Source organism: Pelosinus fermentans DSM 17108, assembly GCF_000271485.2.
GTDB lineage: Bacteria > Bacillota > Negativicutes > DSM-13327 > DSM-13327 > Pelosinus > Pelosinus fermentans.
In genome coordinates, this window is sequence record NZ_AKVN02000001.1 from 4,506,527 (window position 1) to 4,530,404 (window position 23,878).

Sequence of the window (23,878 nt, forward strand, 5' to 3'; positions counted from 1 at the left end):
TTGTAATATATTATGATTAATTATAATAATTAATAGTATTAATAAAACTTATAAGGAGTGTTTATATATGGACGTTAATTTTGAACTGTATAAAGTGTTTTACTATGTTGCCAAATACTTAAGTTTTTCAGCAGCTGCTAATGAATTATACATCTCCCAGTCAGCTGTCAGCCAGGCAATAAAACAATTGGAAGAAAAGCTGAATACAAAACTTTTTTTTCGCAGTACCAAACACGTACAGTTATCAGAAGCAGGCACACTTTTATTTACCCATGTAGAGCAAGCCTTTCACTTTCTAAAAACAGGTGAACGCAGCATCAATGAATTGCATTCCTTAGAACAAGGAGAGCTGAAAATAGGTGCCAGCGATACCATTTGCAAATACTACTTACTTCCTTATTTTAAACAATTTAACCTTCTGTATCCTAAAATCAAACTCAATATTACCAATCGTCCCTCTCCTGTTTGTGTGGACTTATTAAAAAAAGGCTTAGTGGATATTAGTGTGGTTAATCTTGCCGCCGAAAAACTGTATCCGGGCATGACCATCAGCAAATGTAAAATGCTGCATGACGCATTTGTCGCCAGTTCTGCTTTCGCTCACCTGCAAAGTCTACGCCTGGTTCTTAAAGATATTGCTGCTTTACCTATTCTCACATTAGAAAAGAATACAACCACAAGGACCTTCCTGGATTCTATGTTCGCCCAGCATAATCTCCCATTTGAGCCTGAGATTCAATTAGGCAGTGTGGACTTAATGATCGAACTGACAAAAATCGGACTGGGGGTCTCATTTATCAGCAAGGAATATATACAAAAAGAACTGGCTGACAATCAATTATTTACCCTTCCCCTCACTACTGATATACCTCCGCGAGAGTTAGGGATTATGACCCATGATTATCTGCCAGTTCCACTTGCAGCACAGAAATTTATTGAATTGTTATAGTTTCATAATATCGACTAAAGATTTGCACCTTGCATAGGTCACTGGTATATGACATTAAAAGCGTAGGTTAAGTAACACGGCGAAGCGTTAATGTCATATACCAGTGACCTCACTATAGAGTTTCTTTAATGGATCATAGATGACTTCACTTCACTTTAGGAATATTACGGCCAGCAAAGATTTCTGACATTTCTTTTTTCAAGCGCTGTTTGATTTTTTTCTTCTCACCTGGCAAAAGTTCACCTTTGGCTGTACCAAATAAATAATTATCCAAATCAAATTCTTTTAAAATCATTTTGGTATGGAAAATATTTTCCTGATAGATATTCACATCAAGCATCTGATATAACTCACGAGTATCATGAGCAATGTAATTTTGAATCGAATTAATTTTATGGTCAATATAAAACTTCTTCCCTGTAACATCACGGGTAAATCCCCGTACTCGATAATCGATAATTGCAATATCAGAACTAAAGCTGTTAATAAGATAATTCAGTGCTTTTAGTGGTGAAATCTCTCCACAGGTAGAAACATCAATATCAGCACGAAACGTACTAATACCCTTATCAGGGTGACTTTCCGGATAGGTGTGTACGGTGATATGACTTTTATCTAAATGGGCTACCACAGCATCAGACTTAATTTCCTGCAGATCGATCAGCTCTGGTGCCTCAACTGCCATTTTTCCTTCTGAAATTAACATGGTTACACTGGAACCCTGAGGATCATAGTCCTGCTTTGCAATATTTAAGATGTTCGCACCAATCATATAAGCGACTTCTGTTAAAATATTGGTAAGACGCTCCGCATTGTATTCTTCATCAATGTATTCAATGTAGGCTTGACGATGTTCCGGACTTTTTGCATAACATATATCATACATGTTGAAACTAAGTGTCTTGGTCAGGTTGTTAAAACCATACAATTTTAATTTTTTAATTGACTTTATTTCCATATTTCTTCTCCTTACTTGTTGTACAATTTCAAAGTCATGCCCTGAATCAGTACGGTATCATCGTCTGCTAGGAGCCTTGTTGCTTTGACACTTATCATGCGAAAGAATACTTTTTAGTCAAATGGAGTTTCACCACCCAACCTAAGTCCCACTTATCCGTCAAATTAGCCCCTCTAGGGCTCCCACCTGCTTTAAATAGGAGTCGTAGAGCGGCTTATTCATCGAATAAAATGTACTTCTAGTACTACATAATAGCCTACTTTTTTATTGCTGTAAATAGTATTTTTTCGAATCCCGCTGCGCTTAAAAAATAAAGGAAAAAGGATGCAACACTCCTATCTTTAGTATAGTGTTTTGTCAATAAAGTATTCTTAATAGCTATAAAAAAAGAACTCTATAGCAAATTTTCATCTGCGAGAGTTCTTATTTTAATTGAGCTGGAAAGTAATGATTATAGTGCAGAAAGGGCTATTTTCAGCACTACCTTTTTAACTTTGGCTACCGAATGCAGCGTACAATTAGGACGATGAACATCATTAGGGAAAAGCACGGCATATAACCCGGGTTTTAGCAGCAGTTCTACCTCTTGCTGTACTCCTTGATAAAAAATCAAATCTTTTAGCTCCAGTTCATCCTGAAGGACTCCATACTCTGAAGATAGCAGACTACACCCAATCATTTCTTCCCCTGAAACTACATACTGTATATCAATATACTTCTGATGAGCCTCCGGTTTTCTTTTCTCTTTGGGTTCCGTTTCATATTCGGAAACGGAGGCAAATATCGCATCCCCTTCAATATCATGCCTACCAACTGGCAAACTAGACAAATCGGTATTGATTAAATACTGCAAACCTCTTTGCAAGGCAGGAGACAAAGCAGCCTTCTCTTGTTCAAAATTCTTTAACTGTCCATAAATCATCTTAGCAACCTCCCTTTTTAAACTCTATTTTATATCTATTCTTTATTTTTATTGCCTTTCCTCTGTCAATGAAGAGTTTTTAAAAATTTGAACCACAAAGGCACAAAGGTCACAAAGGGATTATTTATATTTTTTGTGTTCTCCTTTGTGTGCCGCAGCAGCGGCATTGTGCCTTTGTGGTTCAAATTCTTATTCTTTTTCATCTGCAAAACTTATAAATTCTATAAAAATAGAGGCAGTTTACACTGCCTCTTGTTCCTGCTTTTTTAGTCAGCAAGCTGTCCATGGATTTCCCTGCCGCGGATTTCCTTAACTTTATTATTTTCACCCACCATCACTACAGTAGGGGTAAAGTTCCTTGCTTCCTCTTCCGTCATCATGGCATAGGAGATAATAATGACTTTGTCATCAGGCTGTACTAAACGGGCTGCTGCCCCATTCAAACAAATGACTCCTGAATCTTTCTCGCCGACTATTACATAGGTTTCAAACCGATTACCATTGTTATTATTTACAATTTGCACTTTTTCATTAGGCAGGATTCCTGAAGCTGCCAGTAAGCTTTCATCAATGGTGATACTTCCCATATAATTAAGATTAGCCTCCGTCACCGTGGCACAATGAAGCTTAGCTTTTAAACATGTAATAAACATAGAATTATCCCTCCAAAATGATATTATCAATTAAACGAGTATTCCCAATGCGTACAGCTAAGGCTAGAAGAGTTTTACCGATAATCTGGTCTATAGTCTCTAATAACGGATAGCTGTGTATTTCTACATAATCAATTTGCGCTAGTTCTTCCAACTGGATACTTGCTATCACCTGCTGCCTGATGGCTTCTACGTTTATCTCACCACTGGTAACAAGCTGTTTGGCCAGCTGCAAGCTAGAAGACAGCACTAATGCCGCTCTTCGTTCTTCAACAGATAAGAAAGCATTACGAGAACTCATGGCAAGTCCATCTTTTTCCCGCACAATAGGTACAATCTCAATAACTATATTCATATTTAGATCAGAAGCCATGCGCTGAAGCACTAATACCTGCTGAGCATCCTTCTGACCAAAGAAGGCTATGTCAGGCTGAATGACATTAAACAATTTAGTCACAACAGTAGCGACTCCACGAAAATGACCCGGACGAGACAAACCGCATAGTTTTTGCGTAATACCATCAATTTCTATAAAACTGCTATATCCCTTAGGATACATCTCCTGTGCTTGAGGATGAAAGATAACATCTACACCCGCAGTACCTGCTTGTACACTATCGCCCGTTAAGTCTCTTGGATATTTTGTATAATCTTCATTAGGACCAAATTGAGTAGGATTCACAAAAATACTCACTACAACGATATCGCTTTGTTCCTTGGCTTGACGCATCAACGTAAGGTGTCCTTCATGCAAGGAACCCATGGTGGGTACTAAGCCAATTGATAAGCCTCTGGCTTTTACCTGCTTAACAAAAATCTTCATTTCCTCGATGGTTTCGATAATTCTCATGATTTCATTCCCCTTCTTCCCGTGCTGCTTTAGTACCTCATCACGTAGCTGAGGTATAGTAGTCCACCAAGCCTAGTATAATTTTTCTAAAATTCCATCCGATATTTTAAAACTATGCTCCGCCGCGGGAAATTTTTTTTCTGTTACTTCTTTTTTATAGTCGGCTACTGCTTGCGCTATTGCTGCATGCAAAACAGCATATTGTTTTACAAATTTGGGAGTAAACCCAGGATACAAACCAAGCAGATCATTGATAACCAATACCTGACCATCACAGTGCACCCCTGCGCCGATGCCAATGGTTGGTATATTGAGCTGCTGCGTTACTTTTTGTGCCAGTAAGGCTGGTACGCACTCTAGGACAACAGCAAAAGCCCCGTTTTCTTCTAAAATCTTGGCGTCATTAAGCAATTTTTGCGCCCCTATTTCCTCTTTTCCCTGTACTTTAAAGCCGCCCAGACTATGAACTGACTGAGGCGTTAGACCCAAATGCCCCACTACAGGAATTCCAGCAGTGACTATTTTTTTTACTGCCTCAGCAATTTCGCTGCCGCCTTCTAGTTTAACAGCTTGGGCCCCTGTTTCTTTCATAATCCTTCCTGCGTTAGCTACTGCCTGCTCTGCGGACACCTGATAAGACATAAAGGGCATATCTACAACTACCATTGCTTTTTTTGCCCCCCGGCATACTGCTTTCCCATGATGAATCATATCCTCCATCGTGACAGGCAAAGTCGAATCATATCCTAATATCACATTTCCTAAAGAATCACCTACTAATAGCATGTCGATCTGGGCATCATCAAGAAACTTTGCCGTAGAAAAATCATAAGCTGTTAGCATGGTAATGGCTTTTCCCTCTATTTTTCGCTGCTGAATCACTGTCGTTGTAATCTTTTCATTGGTACTCATGATGATTTCCCCCTGTTATCAATTCTTAATATTTCTTCTATGCTTGCAGCTTGTTCCTGGTTAACTGTACCTTTCTCTAAGGCAATCCCCAGAGTATACATCCCAAGTTCACTATATAAGCTCTTATCTACTTCGTTTTCAAATGCCTCCAAGTGTGTCTTTACCGTAATATCATCTCCACGACTAATTGGACCCGTCAGACCCTGAACCACTCCCATTTCCTTTATATTCTGCAGGGTTCCTTCCAGCAGCGGCACTAAAGCAGTTAACGCTTCATCCGAAGATAAGCCAAATTTTCCATACAGCCGACTTGCCCAGTGCATCAAGGAAACCGTGTAGTTCGATACAATGCAGGCAGCCCCATGGTAAAGGGACTTATCTGTATCTAAAATCTGAAAACTGGTTCCTCCTAAATCATTCACAATTTTTTCGGCTTGCTGTATTACCTCTGCCTGTCCGCTTAAGGCAAAATATATGCCCGCTAACCTTTCACTAGTATGTTCTTTATTGGCAAAGGATTGCAGCGGATGCATACAGCCAATCCATGCTCCTTGCTTTTTTGCCGGCAAGAGTACTTCCGCGGTAAGACATCCTGAAGTGTGAAGCACCATTTGCCCTCTTTTGAAACCATTCTCTCTGGCTACTTGTGCTGTCACTTCTCCAATGCAACGATCAGGTGTTGTAATGAATAGGATCTCAGCATCTTGTATAAAATCGGCCGCTCTTACTCTCGTACCTACTCCCAATTCCCTAGCCAGCTGACTTGCTGATTCTAGACTATTACTAGCAATTCCAGATAAATGATACCCTCTATCAGATAATCCTCGTGCCAGCACACTCCCCACTTTCCCGGCTCCAACAATACCTATTTTCGGCTTTTGTTTTTTCATATTTCCTCCTTTACCTAATAGCCGTGAAGAGGCAAAGGATGAGCATCCTTTGAGATCCTAAAAGAAACTTTCCAAGACTGCTTGGCAGCCAAAGGAAAAGAAAATATAAAAAAGCCTTCCGGAGCTTGTCCGAAAGGCATACTTTTCCTATGCAACCTCCCGTCTCAGTCCATTAAAAGATCTAAGCGGCTATAATTCGATATGAAACTGTGGAATACTATAGCAACAAGTTCTTTTTACAGTATGGTTCATAACTGATACCACCCAAAGAACGCTTCGCCATTTTTACTACAAAACGATAATATCATAAACCATAATAAAAACACAAGGATTTTATGTATCTATGATTATGCTTTATTGACAAGTATACATAACTGAAAATCTTGGAATAAGATATACAAAAGATCAAAGCTACTATAAAATAGATTCAAGGAGGTGTTCTTATGAATGAGATAACAGGAGAACAAAAACTCTTAGCTATTTTAGCCCATATATCCTATTTCCTAGGGGGATTGGGCTTTATTATTGCACCATTAGTCATCTTCTTATTAAAAAAAGACGACGCTTTCGTCTATCATCATGCAAAACAGGCTCTCGTTGCCCATTTGAGTATACTGACTGCGTCCTTCATTGTCAGTTCTTTATGTATATTAATAATTGGTGTTTTTCTGCTTCCTATCGTAGGTATTTTGTGGCTGATTCTGCTCGCAACATCGATTATTGCAGCAAGTAAAGCCTTTTATGGTGAAACCTATCAATACCCTTTTATCCAAAAACTGATTCATAAACTTTAGTAACGAACATTATGCCTTTTATATTACACTAGGAGGAACTATATGCGTTATAAAATCTATCAATATCTTTCTGTTGGCATTGGCTGCCTGGTAAGTGCTGTCGCGATCAATAGTTTTCTCGTACCTCACCACTTGTTAAGCGGCGGTGTAAGCGGGTTAGCCATTATCTTTTATTATCTTGCTGGCTGGCCTATTGGTCTTCAAATCTTTGTAATGAATCTCCCTCTCTTCTATGCTGCATATCGGCTTATTGGAAAAGAATATTTTTTAAAGACCATTTATGGAGCAGTACTTTTTTCCTTTTTCGTAGATGCAACGGGCTACTTGTCAAATTTTATGGTCGTGGATGATCCGATTCTCTCTGCCATTACTGGCGGAATTGTAACAGGTATTGGCTCAGGTCTTATCTTTAAGGCCAATGGCAGCGGCGGCGGGCTTGATGTCGTTTCAAGCATCCTCAAAAAGTACTATTCTATTAATGTAGGTATTGCTTCTTTTTCGGTTAACTGTGTGATTATGGTGATTGCTGCCATTCTTTTCGGCATTAAACTTGCCATACTAACTCTTATCTCCATGTTCATTGCAGCTAATATTACGGATAATGTGGTGGAAGGATTTAACCGTAAGAAAACCTTGTACATCATCTCTTATAAAACCGATGAGATTATTAAAGCCATTTTAAAAGAGGTAGGGCGAGGTGCAACAATCCTTCATGGAGAAGGCGCCTTTACCCGCCAAGAAAAACAAATAATTTTTGTAGTCGTAAGCCTGACCCAAATTGGTCAGATTAAAATTCTCATCCAAGATGTAGATCCCAACGCCTTTATGATCGTTCAAGATGCTGTAGAAGTTCTAGGGAGAGGCTTCACACTGCCTGGAATGAAACAGCTATAAGAAAAATAATTTGAAATGAACCGCAGAGGCGCAGAGACACAGAGAAAAATAATTAATAGCGTTAGAAAATACCCCTCAGCGCACTCTGCGTCTCTGCGGTTTAATCGTTCTTTCCCTGCTCGTTTCACAAAAACATATAAAACAATCGAACCACAAAGCTATGTCAAAAGGCTACTCTGTACTGACAGAGTAGCCTTTTTGTATTCTTTTATTTGATAATTAAAGCCCTACTTACCTCTCGCATAATACAGGGTAAAGCTTCTTGTAAATCATCAATGTAAGAAGGGACATGGCAATTCCTTTTATCATATTAAAAGGTGCAATCCCCAGGGCAATGAAGGATTTTAAATCAACAATCCGGGGATTTGCGATTGTTCCTAAATTAATAATCTGCTCTAAGGGAAAATGCAGCACAGCTTGATATAATGGCAGCAGAATAAAATAATTCAGCAAAGACGCCGAAAACATCATAGAGAAGGTTCCAATAAAGAGAGAAAGCACAGCTCCTTTAAAACTCTTATAGCGCCGATATAAATAGCTCGCTGGCAGAATAAAAGCCACTCCCACCAAGAAATTAGCAATCTCCCCAATTCCCATTGTCTGGGTATTTGCAGCATGTAATACGTTTTTAATTAATTCAATAATAACCCCTGCCATAGGTCCAAGCACAAAGCCTCCAATAATCGCAGGCAATTCACTGGCATCTAATTTTAAGAAACTAGGCATCATCGGCAATGGCACTTCAAAAAACATCAAGATTACAGCAATTGCTGATAAAATTCCAATTTTAGTAATATATCGCGTATTGGCAGAAATCATGTCCAATCCCCCTATAAAAGTAATCGTTAAATCAAACTTATACAACATACAAAGCAGATCGAACCACAAAGACGCAAAGGACACAAAGGGTTTTATTTATATTTTTGTGCACTCCTTTGTGTGTCGCATCAGCGACATTGTGCCTTTGTGGTTCATTTCTTCCACCTATTAAACTATATTTTCTCTACTTATCAAAAAAAATCCCCGAAATGCCTTCGGGGATTTAATCACTCACTACATGCAAACACATCGTTAATGTCGGCTTACTAAGCCTCATACACGGATGCATCTCCAGAAAGTCAAACTATCTGTTATACATACAATGTGCTGCTTTCTCTTCTTACATCCAGACTATACTGTCGGCTTTGGAATCAAACCAAATCTGCCTTGCGGCTCGTGGGCTTGCAGAATCTGCTTACCACCGGTCGGGAATTTAACCCTGCCCTGAAGATATTTCAATTTATTTAATTTTAGCCCCAGAGATAATCATTATCACCGAGTGATGATGATGGATTCATTGTAGCAAATTTGCTGCCTCTTTGCAAGTTAAAAAGTAATACGAAAAACGTGACTCATCTTTTCTTACTCTTTCTTACACCATTATTTAATAAAATCCCACAACAGCATCATATTTAAGACAGAAACAATAAGACCAATGCCCCATAACACAATTTGCTGTAAGCCTGTATTTGCATATTTCCCCATGACCTTCGTGGATGATGTCAAGTAAATCTGCAAGAATATCGTCCAAGGCAATTGAATGCTAAGAAACATTTGGGAATATACCAGCCCCTGAAAAGGGCTTTCGATAAAAAAGATGGCAGCAACCGCCAGACCGTAGGTAATCGCTACTCCCATCCAGGAATGACGGTCTTTAATATCATAGGGTTCTCTAAATATACCTGCAAAGATACTACCACCAGCCATACCTGCAGTAACGGTGGAAGAAATACCTGCAAATAAAAGAGCGATAGCAAAAACAACAGCTGCAGCATTCCCCAGTAAAGGACGCAGCATAATTTCTGCTTGCTCTAATTCATCAACAGATATTTGATTACTGAAAAACACGGCAGCAGCAACCAATATCATCGCACTATTAATGGCCCAGCCAATACACATAGAAAATAGGGTATCTGCAAACTCATACTTTAACTGCCGCTTAATCACAACATCATCTTCCAAATTCCATTGTCTGCTTTGGATGACTTCAGAATGCAAAAATAAATTGTGGGGCATGACCACTGCCCCAAGCACACTCATTACCACCAACATAGCTCCATCCGGAATAACAGGTGTTACCCATCCAACAGCAGCTTCAGACCACTCAATATTGACTAGACTTAGTTCAAATAAGAACGCTATGCCAATGATTGAAACAAAACCCATAATCCATTTTTCTAGTCTTTTATAGGAATTAGCCCATAACATCCAGCTGCAGCCTATGCCGGTTAATAAGGCTCCAATTTTCAGAGGAATATGAAATAGCATTTGTAAGGCAATAGCAGCACCTAATATTTCAGCCATACCAGTGGCCACTGCCGCCGTTATTGCCGAAAACAATACCGTTCTTGATACTAAAGGTCGCAGATATTCAGTAGCTGCTTCCGATAAGCATCGCCCCGTAACAATTCCTAAATGAGCTACATTATGCTGCAAAACGATTAACATAATGGTAGATAAGGTTACCATCCAAAGCAATTTATAACCATACTCTGCCCCTGCGGCTAAATTGGCGGCCCAATTCCCAGGATCAATAAATCCGACGGTTACCAGTATCCCTGGTCCAATATATCGTAATATCTCCCTGGCTCTTAGATTCAGCCCATGCTCCTCCTGAAAAAAGCCTTTTATCCCTTTGAGCATAAACAGATTCTCCTTTATATCGTAATATAGCTTACATATTATCTCTTTTAGATTATTATTAGTATCTATTCTTTATTCGTCAGTTTATCCCTTTTAAAAACATATTAAATTATTATTATAAAATATAAATTTTTAATTAATATAAAATTCATAGTAAATAAAAATTCGACGTAATCTCCAAAGGAATAATATACGTAGCTGTCGAACATATTTTATATTGACAAGACCTTAAGAAAAAGATAAAATTTGTTCTATAAAGAAGTACCTATATTTCATAAAACGGATACAGAACTGGCGGATCGTGGAATAACCACAAGGGACTGTATCTTGAATTAGCCGACCGCCTGGGCATAACTTACTTAGTTGTGCCCAGGCGGTCTTTTCAATTTTTAAAGTTAATAAATTTTGAAAATTATTAAGTATATGATTTATATCATAGGCAAAACATGTTAATACGGTTATAATTAAGTTAATTGATAACAATTATCAATTCAGGGAGGAATCACAATATGAAACAAGCATGGAAGGATTTTAAACCAGGTATATGGCAAAACTCGATTAATGTACGAGATTTTATTCAACATAACTATACCCCTTATGAAGGCAATAGTGATTTTTTAGCTCCCGTAACGCCTCGCACTAAGAAATTATGGGACAAATGCAGCTCATTATTATCACAAGAACGGGAAAAACAAGGTGTATTAGACGTTGATCCTGATATTGTTTCGACTATCACTTCTCACAAGCCTGGGTATATTGAAAGAGATCTGGAAATCATTGTCGGTTTGCAAACAGATGCACCTCTTAAGCGAAGTGTTATTGCCAACGGCGGCGTTCGAATGGCTGAGCAGGCATGCGAAGCCTATGGTTATAAGCTGAATCCTGCTATCAGTGATATTTATCGTAACCATGTTACCACACATAATACTGCTGTATTTAATATGTATACAGATGAAATGAAAAAAGCCCGTAAATTAGGAATTATTACAGGTTTACCTGATGGTTATGGGCGCGGACGCATTATTGGTGATTATCGCCGCATAGCACTCTATGGAGTTAGCCATCTATTAGAAGCTAAAAAAAATGACTTGCAAGGTCTCACCAATCAGCCAATGGACGAAAAAACACTGCGCTTACGGGAAGAAGTCTCGGCTCAAATTGCAGCTCTTAAGGATATAATACTTATGGGAAAATCTTATGGTTTTGACATTAGCCGCCCGGCTGAAAATGCCCAAGAAGCCGTCCAATGGTTATATCTTGGTTATCTTGCCTCTATTAAGGAGCAAAATGGTGCTGCTATGTCCATTGGCCGCGTATCCACTTTCCTTGATATTTATCTTTCCAGAGATTTATCAAATGGTACGCTGTCAGAAAGCGATGCTCAAGAACTTATTGATCAAATGGTCATTAAGTTACGTTTAGCCCGCCATTTGCGTACAACGGATTATAATGAGTTATTTGCTGGCGATCCATTATGGGTAACCGAAGCGATTGGAGGTACAGGACTGGATGGGCGCACCTTAGTAACTCGTACTTCTTATCGAATCTTACACACTTTATATAATTTGGGTCCTGCTCCTGAACCGAATTTGACTATTTTATGGTCAGTAGATCTGCCAGCCGATTTTAAAAAATTCTGCGCAAAAGTCTCATTAGACACCAGCGCTATCCAATATGAAAATGACGATATCATGAGACCTGTATATGGTGATGATTATGCGATTGCCTGCTGCGTATCAGCAATGCGGGTTGGTGAACAAATGCAGCTTTTTGGTGCTAGAGCCAATTTAGCAAAAGCCTTATTATTAGCAATTAATGGTGGACGGGATGAAAATAGCGGAGAACAGCTGGCACCTGTTATGCCAATTCCTGCGGGAGAGTATTTAGACTATGATATTGTTAGGAGCAACTTATCAAAAGTTCTTAGCTGGCTGACTGGCTTGTATGTAAATACGATGAATCTGATTCACTTTAGTCATGATAAATACGCGTATGAAAGAGCACAAATGGCACTGCACGATACCGATGTAAAACGCATCATGGCCTTTGGAGTAGCTGGATTATCAGTAGCAACTGATTCCTTAAGTGCTATCCTCTATGGGAAAGTGAAGCCACTGCGTGATGAAACAGGCCTTGCTAAAGACTTTATTATTGACGGAGATTTTCCCTTCTACGGTAATGATGATGATCAGGTTGACACTTTGGCAACAGAATTAAGTAAGGAATTCAGTCAAAAATTAAAAGAACACGCTGCTTATCGAGATGCAGAACATACACTATCCATACTTACGATTACCTCTAATGTAATGTATGGCAAAAAAACAGGGGCAACTCCTGACGGACGTAAAGCAGGTCATGCATTTGCTCCGGGTGCCAACCCAATGCATGGTCGAGACAAAAAAGGAGCACTCGCAGCTATGCAGTCCATCTGCAAACTATCTTATGATGATTGTCGTGATGGGATCTCTTACACCTTCTCCATTCTTCCTGCGACCTTAGGAAAAACAGCAGACACCAGAATACAAAATTTGGCCGGTATATTAGACGGTTACGCAGCCAGCCAAGGGCATCACATTAATGTAAACGCATTGGATCGCAGCATATTGGAAGATGCGCGAATTCATCCTGAAAAATATCCTCAGCTTACCATTCGCGTATCAGGCTATGCCGTTAACTTCATCAAACTCACTCCCGCTCAACAGGCAGAAGTAATTGACCGCACATTCTATGAGTCATTGTAATATAAATTCCAATAAATTATTGGAAAGTCTCAAATACGATTAAAAAGGTAATTTGAACCACAAAGACACTAAGGACACAAAGATTTTTCACAAAGGGTCTATAAAAAATAGTCTTTTGTAGTCCCCTTTGTGTGCCGCAGTAGCGGCCTTGTGTCTTTGTGGTTCAATTATTCTTTAACGCTAGGAGATGTTCATTATGCAAGGATATTATCATTCTATAGAACACTTTGGGACTGTCGATGGACAAGGCATTCGTTATGTATTATTTTTATCAGGCTGTAAATTGCGCTGCCGCTTCTGCCACAATCCTGACACTTGGCAGCAAGGCTGTCAATCCATTACCACAGAACAAATTTTAAAAGACCTATTACATTATCGCCACTTTTACGATGCCTCTAAGGGAGGAATTACAGCAAGCGGTGGTGAACCATTGCTTCAGTCTCAATTTGTTGCCGAACTATTTCTCGCCTGTCAAAGCCATAATATTCATACTACCATTGATACTGCTGGATATTATGATCAAAAAAATCTCACTGCTGTTTTGCCCTATACCAATGCAGCATTATTTAGCATAAAAGCTGTAGACCCCCAAAAACACCGCTGGTTAGCAGGGTTTGATAATCAGCAGATTCTTGAAAATTTAAACTATGTGGCCCAGTCAATTCCTGTAACGTTACGCTATGTAATCATCCCCGGGCTCACCAATTCATTAGAAGATTTGCAGGCACTTGCTGGTCTTGTTCATACTCTGCCAGCTTTAGTTCCAGTAGAACTACTGCCCTATCACTCTTTAGGACGGCATAAATGGAAAACACTAAATATGAAATACACCTTAGATGATGTCCCTGATGCTACCACTCAAGATGTAGCAATTGCCACCAATATCCTAAAATCGGAAGGCATTACCATAGTGTAAGAAAACGCTGACGCGTCCTAAAATAGAATCAAACCGCAGAGTTGCAGAGAACACAGAGAAAAGATAGATAGAATTTTTTTTCTGCGCGCTCTGTGCCTCTGCGGTTCGTCATTCTTTTATATTTTCCAACTACGAAACGTACGCCGTTTAAAGATAAACGCTTTCCAGCAACTTAGTATATAAAAATCTTAATCAGCGTCAAAACTGCTATTGTACCTCCAGTCCATATGATCCATTTAGAAACATTCCATTTCCCTGCTGTTGCTTCTACTTCATCATCGATAATCGCCGCCACTTCTTTTATTTTTTCCTCAGCATCTTTTATGAGTTGTTCTACGTCCTTACTACTTCTCTCAAAATCATTTCTCATATATTTCACCTTGGCACCCCCTTTTTAGTAACGATTCTTGAAAACGAATTACTTACCATACTATATGCATTATGTATAGTAGATGTTCTTATGTAAATTTCAAAAAAATACTAACACTTCCTCATAAAAAAATAAAACATTTTGAACCGCGAAGATACGAAGAATCGAAAGACTATGAAGGATATGAAATAACATACTATCTCTTCGTGTCTTTTGTATTTCTTCGCGACCTTCGCGGTTCAAAATGTTTTTCGATATTATCTCTATTTAATTTTGTTTTCTATTTTAGTTTTCCCACTTTACGAATAATCTCAACTACAGTCTCAGCTGACTTTATTAAAGATTCTACTGGCAGAAATTCATATTTACCATGAAAATTATGTCCGCCAGTAAATAAATTTGGGCAAGGTAATCCCATAAAAGATAAGCGGGCTCCGTCTGTACCACCCCGAATTGGCTTTATACTTGGCTTTACGTCGACTGTTTCCATAGCCTCACATGCTAAATCAATAATATATTTAACAGGCTCAACTTTCTCTCTCATATTATAATAAGAATCCTTAATCTCGATCGTCCCAGTCCCTGCACCATATTTAACATTTAAAAATGCTGTCATTGATTCCAGCAGCATTTTACGGTTTTCAAATTTTTGACGGTCATGATCTCTTATTAATATATGTAAGGAAGCCGACTCTACAGCACCGCTAAGTTTATGGGCATGAAAAAAGCCTTCATAACCATCTGTATATTCCGGAATCTGACCTGCTGGCAGCATCTGCTGATATTCAGCGGCTATGGATATTGCATTAACCATTTTTCCTTTAGCAGTCCCAGGATGAACACTTCTTCCTTGAATGAAGACCGTTGCATTGGCTGCGTTGAAATTCTCATACTCAATCGCTCCAAGCTCCCCACCATCAACGGTATAAGCAAATTCTGCCCCAAAAGCTGCTACATCAAATAAATCAGCTCCCCGACCAATCTCTTCATCAGGTGTAAAACCAATGCGAACCTTGCCATGAGGTATTTCCGGATGACACAATAAGTACTCTACAGCGCTGACAATAGCGCACACCCCAGCCTTATCATCAGCTCCTAATAGCGTTAACCCGTCCGTAACCAATAACTCTTGCCCAATATAGTTCGTAAGTTCAGGAAAATCTTTTGGAGAAAGCAGGATCGACTTCTCGGAATGAAGTACAATATCTCCGCCATCATAATTTTGTACCAAACGGGGTTTGACTGGACCGCCAGCCATATCGGGACTGGTATCTACATGGGCAATGAAGCCAACCACTGGAGCCTCTTGACAGCCATTGGCTAATAAAGTAGCCGTTACATAGCCATTTTGATCCACTTGCACATCAACTAACCCTAATTGCCTTAACTCTTCTGCCACATATTGAGCTAACTCCATCTGCCCTCTTGTACTGGGGCACTGGCTTTGCTCCCCATCCGATTGGGTATTAAAACCAGCATACTCGATAAATCGTTGTACTAACTTCTCTTTATTTGACTCCATTTCATACGCCATCCCTTCTGTATTATATTTTTTTTCGATAAATTAAAAAACCGATAAAACGAATTGACGCAAAGGACACAAAGGGTTTTTATTTATTTATTCAGTGACAAACTATTAATCCATAAGTTTTTAATGCATTATATATCCAAAATTTCTTACAAGCAATTTTCTGCCTCGCCAGCTAAAAGCCCGATCTCCATATCTTCTGCTAAACTCTTTATTTGATAGATTCGTCAATTCTTCATAGCTTAGCTGCTGCACAATATTCTCCTGGAATTCTCTTATGTTAGATAAGGCAATTTGAGAATTATGCGGACACACATCCTGACAGCTATCACAGCCAAAGACCAAATTCGTCTTTTTTATAATCTTGATTTCGTCTGCTGTTAATTCCCCTTTTTTTTGTGTCAGATACGATTTGCATCTTCTTGGATCAATGGCAAAGTTACCAAGAATAATCTCTCCCGGACATGCTTTACTGCATTTACCGCATTGCAGACAAGTACGTTGTAATGGTTTATCAACTGTAAAAGGATAATTGGTAAGAATATAGCCGATTGCTACATAAGAGCCATATTTTTCAGTAATAATATGGCTGTTTATCCCATAAAACCCGAGTCCTGCTAAATACGCCAGATAGCGATCAACTAACGGTCCATTATCAACAAAAGTTTTATATTCAAATTCCGGCAGCTGTTTCGTTAAGAAATTTCCTATTGCCTCTAATTTGTCTCTTATAACCGTATGGTAATCCAGCCCACAGGTATATTTTGCGATATTCGCTTCCGGCCGCTCTCCAACATAATAAGGAAATATGCATACAATAATCGATTGTACATTTTCCATTGTTGCCTTAGGATCAATTCTCTTTTTTAGATCTTTTTCCTCAAATTCCGTATACTGCCCTTTATCAATACGTTCTTTTAAAATTCTTTCTAATTCCCAATAAGGTCCAATGCCTGCTATTCCCATACATTCAATATGAATTGAATTACAAAAATTCCTTAACGTCTCTTTCATCTGCATCTCCAATTTGCTGAACACAATCTCGTCTTCTCTATTATAATACCAAAAGAAGGACTTTCCTATTTGCTTTTTATTTAAATTCAATTGCATTAAAAATGGATCTCCAGTAAAAAACTGTAAGATCCGTTTTTATAATAAGAAAAATCTTTCACATCTTTTTCAAAATAAAGCCTTTTGAAACGCGAAGACGCGAAGACTATAAAGAATAGTATCCCTTCGCGTCCTTTATAATTCTTCGTTATCTTCGCGTTTCATTATTTTTTTATATACTAGGAAAATCATTATGCCTGATCAGCGAATCGGTAGGCGTCTTTGCCAGATGCTTTGGCTTGATACATGGCATTATCGGCCTTCTTGACTAAGCTGTCTACATCCTCTCCATCCGCAGGGTAGAAACTGATTCCAATGCTGCTGGAAATGGTCACCGTACAGCCTAATAACTCAAAGATCTGATTTAATTGCTTTTTTATTTTTTCAGCTACAATTTCAACGTCCGCTCTCTTTTCTACTTCGGGCAAAATTAAAGTAAACTCATCACCGCCCATCCGGGCAACAATGTCGCTTTCCCTTACACATTCTTTTAAACGATCAGCAACTGCTTTCAGCAGCAAGTCTCCCTTGTCATGCCCTAAGTTATCATTTACATGTTTAAAACCATCAAGATCAACATACATCACAGCCATCATATGATGATAGCGCTTCGCCGAGGCAAGGCATTGATTGATCTTCTCATAAAATAATATACGATTGGGCAAACCAGTCAGACCATCGTGATAGGCATGAAAGCGAATTTTTTCCTCATATTTCATACGTTCTGATAAATCTCTAAAGATTCCGCAATACATCGTTACATTTCCCAATTCATTCTTAACAGCATCAATTACTACCCATTCGGAATAATGCTCATCATTTTTCCGTTTATTAATAATCTCGCCTCTCCACAGTCCATCTGTATGTAACGAATTCCAGATATCCTGATAGAATTCCTCCTGATGCCTGCCTGATTTTAATATCCCAGGCGTCTTTCCTACGATCTCATCCATGGAGTATCCCGTATGCTTTGCAAAAGCAGGATTCACATATTGAATAATCCCTTTTATATCAGTCACCAAAATACCATCACTGGCATGTTCAAACACTTGTAAAGCCAGCTGCAAACGATTGCGCATTTGCTGCAATTCCGTTACGTCCTTTAACGTAATCATTAAATATTGTTCACTGTCACGTTGGGCAACTTTAAAGGAGCTGCCAACATAGAGCATTTGTCCATCTTTACACCAATATTGACGCAAACCGATTTCTAGCAGCCCGTGATTTACAATTTTATGAATATTAGCATTTACCTCTTCCACCTCAGCGCCAATGATATCATATATAGAGAAATTACCTAAATCTTCAACATCATACTTTAGCAATTTTAAAAAAGCATGAGTAGCATCCACAACGATCTTTGTATCCACATGGATAACATATGTGATTTCAGAACTCTCTTTATCTAACGAACAACAATAATACTTCTTCCCAGGAAAGTGCTGTATATCGCGGCTACTTCTACATAAAAATGCTTTGTGAAAATTAAATGTTTTCAACATATGCCTCCTGTATTCTTTTCTAGGATCAGCACTTTGCATAATCTTGTATATAATTTCGCCCAATTATGAGCAACACCTTCTGCTCTTTTCACTGTATATCAACTTTTTTTGTCAGCTAAGAGCGTAATGGAACTGGCAGAATATAAAAGAATACAGCAATAAAATGAGATATGCTCCCCGCTAAAACAAACAAGTGCCAGATGGCATGATTATAAGGTATCTTTTTCCACAGATAAAAAATACTTCCTAATGTGTAAAATAAACCTCCTACCAGCAGCCAAGTCATTCCTAAGGCAGGAACTGTTGCAATCAAAGGTTTGATCGCAAAGACAATAAACCAACCCATACCAAGGTAGCACAAGGTAGAGACAATATTAAACCGTCCGGCAAAAAATATTTTCAAAACAATTCCAATCATAGCAAGCCCCCATACAACACCAAAAACAGTCCATCCCAATACACCATGAAGAGGTACCAAGGTAAATGGTGTGTAAGTCCCTGCAATAAGCAAGTAAATAGCAGAATGATCCAGAATCTTAAAGATTCTCTTTATTCTTTCATTCGTAAAGCTATGATAAAGGGTCGAAGCCAAATACAACAACACCAATGTCGTTCCATAAATACTGAAACTAACAATATGCCAAATATCTCCGTGTAAATAAGCTAATACCGTTAACAATACTAATCCTGCAACCGATAATAAAGTACCAATACCGTGAGTAACCGCATTCATAACTTCTTCCATTTCAACCTCCTAAAATCTATATTTCAATCTATTACTTAATAATAAATATTATTTAATCCTTACTAATAAATTATATCATATTTAGGAAGATCATACATATAAGAATAGTTCTCAATTTAAAAATAATCTTCTTTTTTTTCGCAGGAGTGCATTGAATCTTGTCGTATTAATACTATAAAATACTATGACAAAGAGGTGTTTTATATGAAGCCGGCTCTTTTAGTAATTGATGTGCAAAAAGCATTCTTCAAAAACCCTGAGACCACTCAATCCCTCAATCAGGCAATTGCCCAAATTAACATGGGAATTGAATTATTTAGGGAAAAGAGATTACCGATTATTTGTATTCAGCACATGGTGAAAGAAATTGATCTGCTGCCAGGTACAGAAAGGTTTGATCTGCCAGAATCCCTTGGGATTCTCCCTGCAGATCCTCACATCCACAAGACCTATGGCAACGCTTTCAATAAAACCTCCTTAGAGGCATTATTGCGTGAACTGCAGGTTGATACTCTCATTCTTACAGGATATTGCGCGGAATATTGTGTCCTATCTACTTATCGAGGCGCCCTTGATCTTGATTTTACCCCAGTCCTGCTGCGTGGTGCTATCGCCAGCCGCAATCCTGTTAATATTCCTTTTGTTGAAAATGTGAATGATATTATTTCATATGGCATTTTAAAAAAGCTTTTATCGTAGCGTAAAATAAGAAAAATACCCCAGAAAACGCTTCAATTAAACTTATAGAAAATAGACTGCCCAATTTTGCGGCAGTCTATTTCACTTTATTACCAAAATCAATTTCATAGCTTCTTTAAAGACGAGGACGAACACGATGGGTTGGCATGGCCTCAAGGGGATCATCCGGCCAATAATGTTTCGGATAACGTCCCATAAGATCTTTCTTCACTTGAAAGTAGGTATTCTCCCAAAAGCTAGCGATGTCTTTTGTTACCTGTACCAAACGATGAGCCGGAGATAAGAGGTGAAGAGTTATCGCTACTTTCCCCTTTCCAATGTTCGGCGTCTCTTTTAAGCCGAACATTTCCTGCAGCCTTACTGCCAGTACGGGTACAGAAACATCACTATAGTCAATGGGTATACGCTGCCCACTAGGAACAAGAATATGAGTTGGTGCCCATTCATTTAATTTTTGCCCTTGCTCCCAGCTAAGCATTCCTCCAAGAATGGCTGCCAAGTTTAGTCGCTGCAGGTGATCACAGTTAGTCATGCCATATAAATAGGGACCTAACCACTCTGCTAATGTCGCCAGCAAGGAATCATCAGACACATTTGGCCAATCATGATCAATTTCATGCATAAACATAAGCCGCTGACGAAATTGACACGCATTTCTTGTCCAGGGCAGAAGATGCAGTCCTTCCTCTTTAATTCCTTGAAGGAGAGCAAAAAGAAGTTCTTCTTTATTGCAATTTGCCAAAGGCATACTTTCTAAAAGCAGTGCATCTAATTGTTCGACTCTTCGTTCCCGTACAGCTTTTGCTTCATGGTCCCAGGCAATGCGATCCTGCACACTGATCTGTTCTTGAAAATGCTCTTTTATCAGATTGAGTTGAACTGGTGCTGCTAAAAAAATACGTTTTTCTCCTTGCTGGTCTCCCCCTAACTCAGCGGCTACCAGGTAAGGTTCCGCCGCCAGCAATTGGGGTTCCTTAAACACTGCACCATGACCATTACGCAGCAAAAAACGTCCATCTCCCCGTCCTTGACCAACCCGCTCCGGATAAGCGAAGGCCAGCAGCAGACCACAGGCTTCCAGGTTATCATTTCCCCCTTGGGAGACGGCAAAAATCTGCTTCCAATAACGAATTTCGGCTTGGATGGAATGATAGCTGCCCTTACGTACCATTTCAATACGTAATCGCAAATCAGCATCAGACAAGCCTTGAAAAAGCTCTCGATGACTCAGCACAGCTGCCATTTCACAAGCGATTTTTCCATATCCTAACCTTATGCCTTGAAAGATCATATGAGCAATACGAGGATGAAGACCAATTTTTATCAGCTGCTGACCATGCGGAGTAATACGTCCGTCACAAGATAAAGCTCCCAGCTGAAAAAGCAATTGTCTAGCTTGGAGGAAGGCAGGCTCAGGCGGCAGATCAAGCCACTGTAATTCACCTGGATCTTGTATCCCCCAAGCAGCTAATTCTAATACCAAGGAGGTCAAATCAGCCTCCATAATTTCCGGAGTGCTTTTGTCCATATGAGCCAATTCTTCCTCGTAGGTCCATAAGCGATAACAAATTCCTTCCTGAGTGCGTCCTGCCCGACCACGACGTTGCTCAGAAACATCCCGTGACACCTTAACCGTCTCTAAATGCATCATACCAGTACGAGGTGAAAAACGGGGCATCCGCATAAGACCGCTATCAATCACAATGCGCATTCCTTCTATGGTAATACTCGTCTGGGCAATGGAAGTTGCTAATACGATTTTTCGCTTTCCAAATGCCTGGGGTAAAATCGCAAGATCCTGCTCTTCTTGCGATAAGCCTCCGTAAAGTTTAGTAATTACGGCATTCTTTTGCATGCCAATTTTTAAAAGCTGGGACTCAACACGATGTATTTCGCCAGCCCCAGGTAAAAACACTAATATATCTCCCTGCTCTGCTATAACAGCCTCCTGGATCTTCCGGACAACAGCCAGCTCAATACGCTCTGCAATTGGACGCTGTATATAATGAGTGGTAACAGGAAAAGATACACCTTCACTGATGATGACAGGTGCATCTCCCAGCAAGGATGCAATCGGTGCTGTGTCTAAGGTCGCAGACATAATTAGGATTTTTAAATCCTCACGCAGTACAGACTGGGACTGCAAACAAAGGGCCAGTCCTAAATCAGCATGAATACTGCGCTCATGAAATTCATCAAAGATTACCAGCCCAACATCTTCCAGTCCAGGATCATTCTGCAGCAGCCTCGTCAAAATTCCTTCGGTAATCACTTCAATACGAGTTTTAGAACTGACGCAGCTATCGAGGTGAATCCGATAGCCTACCGTCTCTCCTACTTTTTCTCCCAAAAGAACTGCCATATGGCGAGCTGCAGCCCTGGCGGCTAAACGTCGCGGTTCCAGTATGAGAATTTTTTTCCCTGTAAGCCAACTTTCCCCTAGGAGGGCCAAGGGAAGACGTGTGGTTTTACCAGCCCCTGGCGGCGCTACTAAAACGGTATTCACAGCATTACCTATTGTCTGTCTTACTGTAGACAGAATCTCATCAATCGGCAGTTTCTTCATTTCGGCAGAAACTTTCGAATTGCTTCTGGTACTTTATTTTTAATGTACTCTTCTATTTTTAATTGATTTCGATTATAAAGAATGCCAATATAAATAATTCCAATACCAGCAAAACTCAAAACAAAAGGAAAAAGTATGGAATGATTAAATACCCGATAAGCCAAATGACCAATATAACCATTTACCCCAATCGCACCGCACACCAAGAATATTTTGCGCTGGAGGAGGACTCCTGCAATTAATAAAATGACATTAATGAGACAGTACAGTATTTTGGACCACTCCTGATTGCTGTCAAGAAGCGTAAGGCCCAGCCAGAAAACACTGGTCCCAAACAAGTATCCCCAAAAAGCATAATCTTCTTTATAGTTATGTTTGCGGCAATAATAGTCCGTAAGAAATGCGAGAATCATCATCACTAAACCAAATAATAACGACATCCAGCGTACATTTGTCCACTCACTGCCTGTCCCAAAGAAAAAAGGTGTTACATCAATGGACAATAAATATAGGGAAAAAAATAAGGGAGCTGTTAAAAAAGGAAATTTAAAAAATCGCAGGGCTAGGGATGCACTTGCAATTGTCCCCAATTCAATCCAAATCCAGCCGCCGCGCATCCACTCATAATGATCCAGATAATGACCCGGATAGGATTGCGGCCACCATCCTAGAGTCCGCTCTAAGCCAAAAATTGCTAAAGGGGTCATACATACTGCCAGTACAATCAGTAATCCTCCTGCAACCTTCAGGCTTTCTTTTTCCCATAAGCGCCTTCCAACGAAAACAAAACAACATGCATATAATACAGCAATACTAAACATTCCCATACCGCCAAGAACTTCCCAAGCTGTATCCATAAACCATCCCATAGCGGAAATAACAATCAGCGCTCCTGCATAATAGGCTAAATGTGAAATCTGAAAACCGTTTCTGCGCTCTTCCTTTCCACTCCATAAATGCCACAAACGTTCCCCTTGCTCCTGGGTAATAATATTTTGGGAAACTGCCTCTTCGATTTCTTTATTCGTAATATTCACTTCAATCCACCTCCTGGAACGTTCTTGTAGTCTCTTTCGAAAACAACTATCTATAGCCACAAACAGGTAAAGGATGAGCATAACTATAAGCGTAGGTTAAGTAACACGGCGAAGCGTTAGCTATGCTCATCCTTTACCGTCCTAATGAGACCTCCATTCC

General features: G+C 39.4%; 21 protein-coding genes and 2 riboswitches. Of the genes, 6 read left to right on the forward strand and 15 right to left on the reverse strand.

Features of this window, described 5'->3' with window-relative positions; genetic code table 11:
* The first annotated feature begins 67 nt into the window (after positions 1 to 67).
* Entirely contained in the window at positions 68 to 949 is an 882-nt protein-coding gene (locus FR7_RS20690; RefSeq protein WP_007932681.1) for a LysR family transcriptional regulator, read from the forward strand.
* Between the two features lie 145 nt (positions 950 to 1,094).
* On the opposite strand, the gene speD is transcribed toward FR7_RS20690, so the two are convergent.
* The 6 genes from speD to FR7_RS20720 form a co-directional block, all read right to left on the reverse strand.
* Positions 1,095 to 1,907, reverse strand: a complete 813-nt coding sequence (gene speD / locus FR7_RS20695; protein WP_007932683.1) for an adenosylmethionine decarboxylase — start codon at positions 1,905 to 1,907, stop codon at positions 1,095 to 1,097.
* Positions 1,908 to 2,358: 451 nt separating this feature from the next.
* Entirely contained in the window at positions 2,359 to 2,829 is a 471-nt protein-coding gene (locus FR7_RS20700; protein ID WP_007932684.1) for a NanQ anomerase/TabA/YiaL family protein, read from the reverse strand.
* 266 nt (positions 2,830 to 3,095) lie between these two features.
* Positions 3,096 to 3,482, reverse strand: coding sequence for an aspartate 1-decarboxylase (gene panD, locus FR7_RS20705; protein ID WP_007932685.1), 387 nt, complete (start codon positions 3,480 to 3,482; stop codon positions 3,096 to 3,098).
* A 4-nt stretch (positions 3,483 to 3,486) separates the two neighbouring features.
* Positions 3,487 to 4,332 (reverse strand): pantoate--beta-alanine ligase, encoded by an 846-nt coding sequence (gene panC, locus FR7_RS20710; protein WP_007932686.1) that lies wholly within the window; start codon positions 4,330 to 4,332, stop codon positions 3,487 to 3,489.
* Positions 4,333 to 4,404: 72 nt separating this feature from the next.
* A complete protein-coding gene (gene panB, locus FR7_RS20715; protein WP_007932687.1) occupies positions 4,405 to 5,244 on the reverse strand; it encodes a 3-methyl-2-oxobutanoate hydroxymethyltransferase in 840 nt (279 codons plus the stop codon).
* The gene (locus FR7_RS20720; protein ID WP_007932689.1) at positions 5,241 to 6,134 is read right to left on the reverse strand and encodes a Rossmann-like and DUF2520 domain-containing protein; all 894 of its coding nucleotides are present in this window, start codon (positions 6,132 to 6,134) and stop codon (positions 5,241 to 5,243) included. Before FR7_RS20720 ends, panB begins: the two co-directional genes overlap by 4 nt.
* A gap of 443 nt (positions 6,135 to 6,577) precedes the next feature.
* On the opposite strand from FR7_RS20720, the gene FR7_RS20725 reads away from it, so the two are divergent.
* Together FR7_RS20725 and FR7_RS20730 are read left to right on the forward strand one after the other, a co-directional pair.
* Positions 6,578 to 6,928 carry a DUF4870 domain-containing protein gene (locus tag FR7_RS20725; RefSeq protein ID WP_007932690.1) on the forward strand — a complete coding sequence of 117 codons (351 nt, stop codon included), beginning with the start codon at positions 6,578 to 6,580 and terminating at the stop codon, positions 6,926 to 6,928.
* 42 nt (positions 6,929 to 6,970) lie between these two features.
* Complete coding sequence (locus tag FR7_RS20730; protein ID WP_007932691.1) at positions 6,971 to 7,822, forward strand: YitT family protein; 852 nt, start codon at positions 6,971 to 6,973, stop codon at positions 7,820 to 7,822.
* A 231-nt stretch (positions 7,823 to 8,053) separates the two neighbouring features.
* Here FR7_RS20730 and FR7_RS20735 read toward each other — a convergent pair whose 3' ends face one another.
* Together FR7_RS20735 and FR7_RS20740 are read right to left on the reverse strand one after the other, a co-directional pair.
* The gene (locus tag FR7_RS20735) at positions 8,054 to 8,641 is read right to left on the reverse strand and encodes an ECF transporter S component (RefSeq protein ID WP_007932692.1); all 588 of its coding nucleotides are present in this window, start codon (positions 8,639 to 8,641) and stop codon (positions 8,054 to 8,056) included.
* 330 nt (positions 8,642 to 8,971) lie between these two features.
* A riboswitch (FMN riboswitch) is annotated at positions 8,972 to 9,097 on the reverse strand.
* A gap of 144 nt (positions 9,098 to 9,241) precedes the next feature.
* Positions 9,242 to 10,504, reverse strand: coding sequence for an Nramp family divalent metal transporter (locus FR7_RS20740; protein ID WP_007950618.1), 1,263 nt, complete (start codon positions 10,502 to 10,504; stop codon positions 9,242 to 9,244).
* 277 nt (positions 10,505 to 10,781) lie between these two features.
* Positions 10,782 to 10,861: riboswitch (ZMP/ZTP riboswitch) on the forward strand.
* A gap of 152 nt (positions 10,862 to 11,013) precedes the next feature.
* On the opposite strand from FR7_RS20740, the gene pflB reads away from it, so the two are divergent.
* Both pflB and pflA read left to right on the forward strand, forming a co-directional pair.
* Positions 11,014 to 13,245 (forward strand): formate C-acetyltransferase, encoded by a 2,232-nt coding sequence (gene pflB / locus FR7_RS20745; RefSeq protein WP_007950620.1) that lies wholly within the window; start codon positions 11,014 to 11,016, stop codon positions 13,243 to 13,245.
* A gap of 196 nt (positions 13,246 to 13,441) precedes the next feature.
* Positions 13,442 to 14,161, forward strand: coding sequence for a pyruvate formate-lyase-activating protein (gene pflA / locus FR7_RS20750; RefSeq protein ID WP_007950622.1), 720 nt, complete (start codon positions 13,442 to 13,444; stop codon positions 14,159 to 14,161).
* Between the two features lie 172 nt (positions 14,162 to 14,333).
* On the opposite strand, the gene FR7_RS20755 is transcribed toward pflA, so the two are convergent.
* From FR7_RS20755 to trhA, 5 genes are all read right to left on the reverse strand, one after another.
* On the reverse strand, positions 14,334 to 14,531 hold the full coding sequence (locus tag FR7_RS20755; RefSeq protein WP_237714826.1) for a hypothetical protein: 198 nt from the start codon (positions 14,529 to 14,531) through the stop codon (positions 14,334 to 14,336).
* 280 nt (positions 14,532 to 14,811) lie between these two features.
* A complete protein-coding gene (gene pepT, locus FR7_RS20760) occupies positions 14,812 to 16,053 on the reverse strand; it encodes a peptidase T (protein ID WP_007950625.1) in 1,242 nt (413 codons plus the stop codon).
* Positions 16,054 to 16,182: 129 nt separating this feature from the next.
* Positions 16,183 to 17,073, reverse strand: coding sequence for a tRNA epoxyqueuosine(34) reductase QueG (gene queG / locus FR7_RS20765; protein ID WP_040543342.1), 891 nt, complete (start codon positions 17,071 to 17,073; stop codon positions 16,183 to 16,185).
* A gap of 287 nt (positions 17,074 to 17,360) precedes the next feature.
* Entirely contained in the window at positions 17,361 to 18,671 is a 1,311-nt protein-coding gene (locus FR7_RS20770) for a GGDEF domain-containing protein (protein ID WP_237769562.1), read from the reverse strand.
* 115 nt (positions 18,672 to 18,786) lie between these two features.
* The gene (gene trhA / locus FR7_RS20775; RefSeq protein WP_007932707.1) at positions 18,787 to 19,416 is read right to left on the reverse strand and encodes a PAQR family membrane homeostasis protein TrhA; all 630 of its coding nucleotides are present in this window, start codon (positions 19,414 to 19,416) and stop codon (positions 18,787 to 18,789) included.
* A gap of 204 nt (positions 19,417 to 19,620) precedes the next feature.
* On the opposite strand from trhA, the gene FR7_RS20780 reads away from it, so the two are divergent.
* Positions 19,621 to 20,115: a cysteine hydrolase family protein gene (locus tag FR7_RS20780; RefSeq protein ID WP_007932708.1), complete on the forward strand. Its 495-nt coding sequence runs from the start codon at positions 19,621 to 19,623 to the stop codon at positions 20,113 to 20,115.
* A 115-nt stretch (positions 20,116 to 20,230) separates the two neighbouring features.
* Here FR7_RS20780 and hrpB read toward each other — a convergent pair whose 3' ends face one another.
* On the reverse strand, positions 20,231 to 22,681 hold the full coding sequence (gene hrpB, locus FR7_RS20785; RefSeq protein ID WP_007950630.1) for an ATP-dependent helicase HrpB: 2,451 nt from the start codon (positions 22,679 to 22,681) through the stop codon (positions 20,231 to 20,233).
* Positions 22,678 to 23,718 carry a DUF2157 domain-containing protein gene (locus tag FR7_RS20790; RefSeq protein ID WP_007932710.1) on the reverse strand — a complete coding sequence of 347 codons (1,041 nt, stop codon included), beginning with the start codon at positions 23,716 to 23,718 and terminating at the stop codon, positions 22,678 to 22,680. The genes hrpB and FR7_RS20790 overlap by 4 nt, the downstream gene beginning before the upstream one ends.
* Positions 23,719 to 23,878 lie beyond the last annotated feature (160 nt).

Coding starts and splice junctions, on each gene's coding strand:
- FR7_RS20780 (WP_007932708.1), top strand. CDS start 19,621: ATGAAGCCGGCTCTTTTAGTAATTGATGTGCAAAAAGCATTCTTCAAA.
- FR7_RS20690 (WP_007932681.1), top strand. CDS start 68: ATGGACGTTAATTTTGAACTGTATAAAGTGTTTTACTATGTTGCCAAA.
- FR7_RS20740 (WP_007950618.1), bottom strand. CDS start 10,504: ATGCTCAAAGGGATAAAAGGCTTTTTTCAGGAGGAGCATGGGCTGAAT.
- FR7_RS20770 (WP_237769562.1), bottom strand. CDS start 18,671: ATGTTGAAAACATTTAATTTTCACAAAGCATTTTTATGTAGAAGTAGC.
- panB (WP_007932687.1), bottom strand. CDS start 5,244: ATGAGTACCAATGAAAAGATTACAACGACAGTGATTCAGCAGCGAAAA.
- FR7_RS20725 (WP_007932690.1), top strand. CDS start 6,578: ATGAATGAGATAACAGGAGAACAAAAACTCTTAGCTATTTTAGCCCAT.
- panD (WP_007932685.1), bottom strand. CDS start 3,482: ATGTTTATTACATGTTTAAAAGCTAAGCTTCATTGTGCCACGGTGACG.
- trhA (WP_007932707.1), bottom strand. CDS start 19,416: ATGGAAGAAGTTATGAATGCGGTTACTCACGGTATTGGTACTTTATTA.
- FR7_RS20720 (WP_007932689.1), bottom strand. CDS start 6,134: ATGAAAAAACAAAAGCCGAAAATAGGTATTGTTGGAGCCGGGAAAGTG.
- pflA (WP_007950622.1), top strand. CDS start 13,442: ATGCAAGGATATTATCATTCTATAGAACACTTTGGGACTGTCGATGGA.
- queG (WP_040543342.1), bottom strand. CDS start 17,073: ATGAAAGAGACGTTAAGGAATTTTTGTAATTCAATTCATATTGAATGT.
- FR7_RS20700 (WP_007932684.1), bottom strand. CDS start 2,829: ATGATTTATGGACAGTTAAAGAATTTTGAACAAGAGAAGGCTGCTTTG.
- hrpB (WP_007950630.1), bottom strand. CDS start 22,681: ATGAAGAAACTGCCGATTGATGAGATTCTGTCTACAGTAAGACAGACA.
- speD (WP_007932683.1), bottom strand. CDS start 1,907: ATGGAAATAAAGTCAATTAAAAAATTAAAATTGTATGGTTTTAACAAC.
- pepT (WP_007950625.1), bottom strand. CDS start 16,053: ATGGAGTCAAATAAAGAGAAGTTAGTACAACGATTTATCGAGTATGCT.
- FR7_RS20730 (WP_007932691.1), top strand. CDS start 6,971: ATGCGTTATAAAATCTATCAATATCTTTCTGTTGGCATTGGCTGCCTG.
- pflB (WP_007950620.1), top strand. CDS start 11,014: ATGAAACAAGCATGGAAGGATTTTAAACCAGGTATATGGCAAAACTCG.
- panC (WP_007932686.1), bottom strand. CDS start 4,332: ATGAGAATTATCGAAACCATCGAGGAAATGAAGATTTTTGTTAAGCAG.
- FR7_RS20735 (WP_007932692.1), bottom strand. CDS start 8,641: ATGATTTCTGCCAATACGCGATATATTACTAAAATTGGAATTTTATCA.
- FR7_RS20755 (WP_237714826.1), bottom strand. CDS start 14,531: ATGAGAAATGATTTTGAGAGAAGTAGTAAGGACGTAGAACAACTCATA.